A 6,980-nucleotide genomic window follows, 5' to 3' on the forward strand; every position below is an offset into this window, starting at 1 on the left:
ACAAGGACAATCCCAGCTCAACTCCGCACTATTCCACCGCACATCACAATGTGCATGAGTGCAGCCGCCTTTTAACAGATGTACTTTTCCATTCGATTGTTTGTAGAGCGCGTAAGAATTCCCGTCATACTTTACTACTTTAGCTTCACCTTCGGTAATTTCTCCCAAAGATTCAATCTTTTCCTTGAGAAGTTTATCTTTGATAAAATCGAATGCAGCGGCAGCAGTTTCTTTTATAAAATCTGCCATTCCCGCAACCGGTTTAATTCTTGAAGGGTTAAAAAGATCTGCATATTTATTTTCGCGTCCGAGGATGAGATCGGTTATAATTTGTGAGGACAGCATTCCGAAAATCATCCCGTTTCCTCTGAATCCCGTTGCAACGAAGACACTCCCGTTACTTCCCGGACTTTTTCCGATGTAGGGAAAGCCATCTATCGGTTCATAATACTGACTTGACCAGCTAAAATAAACAAGATCAACTTCAAAATATTTACGAACGTAATTTTCAAGTTTTGAAAGACATTCTCCTGTATCTTCCGCATGTCCGGTTTTATGATCTTCTCCTCCAGCAATCAAAAATGTCTCACCGCCAATTGTCTGAGTTCTGTAATAATGATAAGGATCTACAAGATCATAACCCAGTTCCGCCGGATAGTTTTTATTTTTTAAGCTGAACGCTATTGCATAGCTTCTGTAAGGTGCATTTACGAAACTCAGCACATTTTTACCGGGAGGAATGTGCGTTGCATAAACAAGATTTCTGGATCTGATCTTTCCTTTTGAGGTTGTTGCGATAATGAAATCTTCCTGTTCTTCATGATTTTCACAGAGACAATCTTCTAAAATTTCGCCTCCCAGATTTAAAAAAACTTCACACAGCGCCTTTATATATTTTACCGGATGAAACTGAGCCTGGTTTGGAATAAGTACCGCGTTTACAAAAGGAACATAAAAGGGAATTTCTCTTGTAAAATGCAGCGTGTGATTTACTTTTGAAGCTCCTTCCACAATATCTTTCAACTGCTTATCCTGCTTTTCGTCGAGCGCAAAAAGGTAAGCCGATTTATGTTCAAAATCACAGCCTATATTAAACTGTTGAATATTGTTTTTTATCAGTTGAATTGCATCCTGCCCTGCTTTTGCAAATATTTTTGCATTGTCGAGACCAAAATCGCTGACAGCCTGCGAAAAAGTGGTATCAAAAAAATCATTAAGATGTGCCGTTGTTCCTCCCGTTGTTCCGAAACCTATCTTTGATGCCTCAAGAATGATGCATTTTTTTCCTTCCTGCTGAAGTTTCAGCGCTGTTGAAACTCCGGTAATACCGCCTCCGACAATTACTACATCATACACCATTTCAAAATCCGGATCGGAAGAGAAACTTTTAATTTCTTCCTGCCAAATGCTTTTCCTAGCTCCGTCTCTGTTCATAATTTATTGTTTAATTAAAATCCGAAACAATTAACCCTTTTTTTCTCAGATTATTGCAGCATACAACATGTGATCATCAACTAAAATTTATCATTTTTGAATTGACAACTGACTATAAATTTGCATTTATAAATCAGTCTGAGAGATCATCTATCTCAAATTTACAATTTCAACAAAGCATTGATTTATGACCGCAGTCATGAAATTTCAGGAATAAATTGTTTTATTATAAACATCAATAAAAAACCTTCAAATTAAGAATCTGAAGGTGGTATTTTTATAGCAAACTTTAAACTAATTTCAGAATTAACCGCAAAAGGGACAAAAGATAATCTTAAAGCGAATTTCCAGAATAATCAAAGCATTCAAAAGAATAAAAATCAAAGATTTTTAAAAACTATTGTGAGCTTTTTCATTTATAATAATCAGCTTTAAATAAGCGTTTAGTTCATCTTTTGTCCCTTTTGCGGTTAAATAAAAGTTTAAACAGACTTAGCATTGCATTTATTAAGCATTATCAGAAGAGCCGGATTTTATTTTCACAAACATATAAGCCAGCCCTAATCCCAATCCCGCTAAAAGTGCCATTTTTGTCTTTCTGGAAGGAACCGGAAGCATTGTTTCTCCGTAAATCCGGTGAGGTTCCGAAGATGGTTCTAAAATATTGCCTGAATCTGAAGGAGCATTTTTCACCTTCATCATAAGCCTCATAACTGCTGAAGCACTGTTAATTACAGGCTTTGGAAATAATCCGTACACATTTTTCAATACCATAGACGTAAAATCCGGAAACAAATCTTTTTTAGGATTTTTAGCTAATTCTACCATTTTAGCAGCCGTATCTCTCGGATCTGCTGCAAAAGGAGGAATTTTAAAATCCAGCCCAGAATATTTTGCAGAATGCATATTTCCCGTTGAACGCTGGATCTGCGGATAAATATTACAGATATGGATCTGCGGAAAATCTGAAATTTCGCCGTGAAGACATTCCATCAGTCCGCGAATGCCAAATTTTGTGGACGAATAAACCGCACTGTACGGCGCAGGCATAAAACCGCCGATAGAGACATTATTAATTAAAATTCCTTCTTCCTGCTTTTTAAAGACAGGCAAAGCACTGTACGCACCATGCATATAGCCAAAAAGATTAGTCTTAATCACCTGTTCGTTGATATCCATTGGGATTTCTTCGAATTTTCCGCTTGACATTACCCCTGCATTGTTTACCCAAATATCTATTCTGCCGTTGAACTGCAATGCTTTATTGGCTAAATTCTGAACATCGCCCGCAATAGAAACATCCGTTGGAACAGCCATCGCCGAAACGCCTAAATCCCTGCACAGAGCAACTGTTTCGTCCAGAGCTTCCTTACCTCTTGCCGCAACTACAATATTGCAGCCTTCCAAGGCAAATGCTTCCGCAGCTGCTCTTCCTACTCCACTGCTTCCTCCGGTAATTACTACGGTTTTTCCTCTGAGATTTTTTTGTTCATTATTAGAATTCATTTTGTGATGGTTTTTGGTTAGTTATCCATAATCAACCTATTATTATGCCATAACGAGCATAACTCTTAAGTTAAATTTTAAATCTTGTGAATAATTTTCAGTCAGGATTCCAATGACCAAGTTAAAGTTGATCTTGTTTTAAACTAATCATTTAATAATATAAATTTTCGTTAATATTCTTAATTAATCTTAAATAATGTAGCCGCTCTATTTTCTTGGCACAATATTTTAATATTCTCTAATACTCATGTTTAATTTGAGTTTTCATGGTTATTAGTTTTTATCCTCAGATTCTCTCTGAGGATTTTTTATTTTTCATCAACCAGTTTTAAAACAAAAAAAAAAAAAAACAGACCTTAAAAAGATCTGTTTTAATAAATTATATGTCGTTTTAAGTATGTTTATATTGCATAAGCTCCTTTGTTCTGAAAAACATTAATGACTTCCGTTTTATTATTAACCGTATTACAAATAACTTCGACCGTAAAATAAGAGACTTCATAAAGTACATATTTTACAGAATTTACTGTTCTTTCGCTCATGACACGTCCTTCATTCATCACGAAACTGCACTGTGCCTGATTTGGCAAATTTTTAAAATCGTAGTAAGAAATCATAGCTTTGTCTTTTAAGAGTTTCAAATAGATATACACAATTTCTTTGCCAATTTTCTTTAATAAAGTTAAATTTTTAAAATTTAAATGAAAATACCCTAAAACAGCGATTATATTCATAATATTTAATACGTATTAATACAGCATTTTACCGGAAGCTTTTTAGTAGAAATTCTCCGATCAGCTTATCAAAAGAGTTTTGTCTATATCCAAAGTTGCTGCAGTTGTATTTTTTGTCATTTTCAATATTGCAGATCTGCTCCGGGAAGAACTTTATCTTTTATTATTGATTTCAACACTATTTCAATTACTTCGAACTGAAAATGTAAAGCACTCTAACAATCTGAATTTCCACCCCCGAAAATGTTATTATTACTCTACAAAAAAACAAAACAACAATTTAAAAATCAACACCTTACAATATTAAACTTTTAAAAACATTGAATATTATAAACGTGTAAATATTTATATGTAAATTTATTCATCAAATAAATTTTCTGGCTTAACTAGACAAAAATCAATACAAAACCCATTAACAAAGGATTATAGTTCAGATATTGATTAAAATATTTCATTATGTAAATAAAAAATTTTACTTTTAATCAGAATTTTTAATAAATATCATAATGGTCAGAATTTTCCTTGTGGATGATGATCCATTCTTCGGAGAAATGCTAAAATATCATCTTGAGCTTAATCCTGATTATGAAGTTTTTCTTTATAGTTCGGGCAGAGAATGTCTTTCTGAACTTTACCGGAATCCTGATATCATTTGTATTGATTTTGGACTGCCGGACATACAGGGAGATGACCTTTTTAAGCAGATTAAAGGCATATATCCAAGCCTGCCGATCATCGTGATCAGCGGTCAGGAAAATATTTCCGTTGCTATAGATTTCCTAAAACAGGGAGCAAAAGATTATATAGTAAAAAATGAACATACAAAAGAACTTTTGTGGAACTCCATCATCCGTCTTAGAGAAAATATCTCTTTAAAACAGGAGGTTGAAGAACTGAAAGATGAACTTGAAAAAAAATACAGTTTCGAGAAAACGATTATCGGACAGAGCGAATCTATTAAAAATATTTTTTCAAAAATTAATAAGGCTCTGAAATCCAACATCAATGTCTCTGTAACCGGAGAAACGGGAACCGGTAAAGAAGTTGTAGCAAGGGCAATTCATTACCATTCCTCCCGAAAAAACAAACCTTTTGTTGCGGTAAATATGGCAGCAATCCCAAAAGATCTGGTAGAAAGTGAATTTTTCGGACATGAAAAAGGCGCATTTACAGGCGCTACAGATAAATCGGTCGGAAAATTTGAACAGGCAAACGGCGGAACTATTTTTCTGGACGAAATTGCAGAACTGGATCTCAATCTTCAGAGCAAGCTTCTCCGCGCTTTACAGGAAAGAGAGATTACAAGAGTCGGCGGAACTCAAAAAATAAAATTAGACGTAAGACTCATTATTGCCACCCATAAAAATCTGGCAAATGAAGTAAAAAAAGGGAATTTCAGAGAAGATCTTTATTATCGTGTTATTGGTCTTCCGATAGAATTACCGCCACTGCGGGAAAGAGATCAGGACACTTTAATTCTTGCAAAACATTTTATTGAACTTTTTGCCAAAGAAAACAAAATAAAACCACTGAGCCTGTCTTCGGATGCCAGAAAAAAACTCATGAAATACAGTTTTCCGGGGAATATAAGAGAACTGAAATCTGTAGTGGATCTTGCCTGTGTAATGGCAGAAGGCAACGAAATAACCGCGGACGATATCAGCTTTTACAGCCTGGAAAAAGAATCCGAAGTTTTTCTTTCCGAGCAAAAAACGCTGAAACAGTACACTACAGATATTATTCTTCATTTTCTGAAAGAGAATAATAATGATGTTATTAAGACGGCCAAAATATTAGACATAGGAAAATCCACTGTTTATAACCTCATCAACAGTGTAGATCTAAAAAAAACTAAAGAATAAATGAAAGTTGCTAAACTACTTTTTGCAGGCGGAAACTGGATATCTAAAAGAAACGATGATAAACTGGACGATCATAAAGTTCAATTGATACTGGGATACGGCTGCCGAAACATCCTTGAAAACCCAGATTTTTTTAATATCATAAAAACAAAGTTCCCAAACGCGGAAATTGCCTTATGTTCTTCTTCGGGAGAAATTTTCTGCAATGAAGTATTTGATGAAACTGTAACAGTTACCGCCATTGAATTTTTCTCTGCACAGATAAAAACCCAACAGATTGATATTAATGATTTCCAAAACAGTTATGAAGCCGGAAAAGCACTAATCGGAAATCTGCCTCATGAAAACCTGAGATGGGTTTTTGTTTTGTCGGACGGAAGCAAAGTGAACGGAAGCCAGCTGGTGAAAGGTCTTAATGAAGGACGGCCGGAAGGCGTATTAATATCAGGAGGATTGGCGGGTGACAGCGACCGTTTCGAAAAAACCGTTGTAGGTCTTAATGAAGCTCCGGTGAGCAATAAAATCGTTGCCATTGGTTTTTACGGCCATACGCTGAAACTTTCTCACGCATCATTTGGCGGCTGGGAAAGCTTTGGGCTGGAGAGAACTGTTACCAAATCACAAAACAATATCCTTGTTGAAATCGATAATAAAAATGCTCTCGACCTCTATAAAAGCTATCTGGGAAAATATGCAGAAGAGCTCCCAAGTTCTGCCCTGCTCTTTCCACTATCTTTAAAAATTGACGAAGATTCTGCTCCCGTAGTAAGGACCATACTTTCCATCAATGAAAAGAATAACATGATGATTTTCGCAGGAGATCTGCCGGAAGGAAGCCATGTAAGATTTATGAAAGCCAATCTGGACCGCCTCATTGATGCAGCGAATGACGCTGCCAATGCATGTCTTCAGATGAATCCGGATCCTAAACTGGGGATTATTGTAAGCTGCGTTGGAAGAAAAATGGTTCTCGGAGAGCGAGTTGCTGAAGAAGTAGAGATTGTGAGAGATGTTTTGGGTGAAAATACCTTTCTTAACGGCTTTTATTCTTATGGAGAAATTTCCCCGGTGAAGCCTTTCGGAGACTGTGCACTTCACAATCAGACAATCACCATCACCACTGTAAATGAAATACGATAGCTATGGAAATCGATTTGCACAATTTACTCAGAAGACAGATTAAAAGACATCTGCCTGAAGATTGCCACAGCGACCCGAAATTTAAGAACTTTATTAATGCAATCAACGATTCTTATAAATCTTTTGAGCGCGATAAAGAACTTACCGATCATGCATTCAGGCAAAGCGAAAAAGAATATAAAGAATTGTTTAATGATCTGAAGAAAGAAAATGAACTCAAGCAGGAATCCATTTCGAGCCTTTATGAATCATTAAGCTTACTGGATTATTCTTTTGACACGAAAAAAAATAAAGACCTTAAAGA

At 35.7% G+C, this 6,980-nt stretch carries 6 protein-coding genes; 3 read left to right on the top strand and 3 right to left on the bottom strand.

The window, feature by feature from the left end:
- The 3 genes from WFK35_RS19065 to WFK35_RS19075 form a co-directional block, all read right to left on the bottom strand.
- Positions 1 to 1,434: FAD-dependent oxidoreductase (locus WFK35_RS19065; RefSeq protein ID WP_336733916.1), on the bottom strand; the 1,434-nt coding region annotated here is incomplete at its 3' end.
- A 507-nt stretch (positions 1,435 to 1,941) separates the two neighbouring features.
- Positions 1,942 to 2,940, bottom strand: a complete 999-nt coding sequence (locus WFK35_RS19070) for an SDR family oxidoreductase (protein ID WP_336733918.1) — start codon at positions 2,938 to 2,940, stop codon at positions 1,942 to 1,944.
- A 401-nt stretch (positions 2,941 to 3,341) separates the two neighbouring features.
- Entirely contained in the window at positions 3,342 to 3,557 is a 216-nt protein-coding gene (locus WFK35_RS19075; protein WP_214589542.1) for a hypothetical protein, read from the bottom strand.
- Positions 3,558 to 4,180: 623 nt separating this feature from the next.
- Between WFK35_RS19075 and WFK35_RS19080 the strand changes: the two genes are divergently transcribed.
- The 3 genes from WFK35_RS19080 to WFK35_RS19090 all read left to right on the top strand — a co-directional run.
- On the top strand, positions 4,181 to 5,536 hold the full coding sequence (locus WFK35_RS19080) for a sigma-54-dependent transcriptional regulator (RefSeq protein ID WP_336733920.1): 1,356 nt from the start codon (positions 4,181 to 4,183) through the stop codon (positions 5,534 to 5,536).
- Positions 5,537 to 6,676: an FIST signal transduction protein gene (locus tag WFK35_RS19085; RefSeq protein ID WP_336733923.1), complete on the top strand. Its 1,140-nt coding sequence runs from the start codon at positions 5,537 to 5,539 to the stop codon at positions 6,674 to 6,676.
- Positions 6,677 to 6,678: 2 nt separating this feature from the next.
- The coding region (locus tag WFK35_RS19090; RefSeq protein WP_336733925.1) for a hypothetical protein at positions 6,679 to 6,980 on the top strand (302 nt) is incomplete at its 3' end.

It is taken from the genome of Chryseobacterium sp. VD8, assembly GCF_037149975.1.
GTDB classification, from domain to species: domain Bacteria; phylum Bacteroidota; class Bacteroidia; order Flavobacteriales; family Weeksellaceae; genus Chryseobacterium; species Chryseobacterium indicum.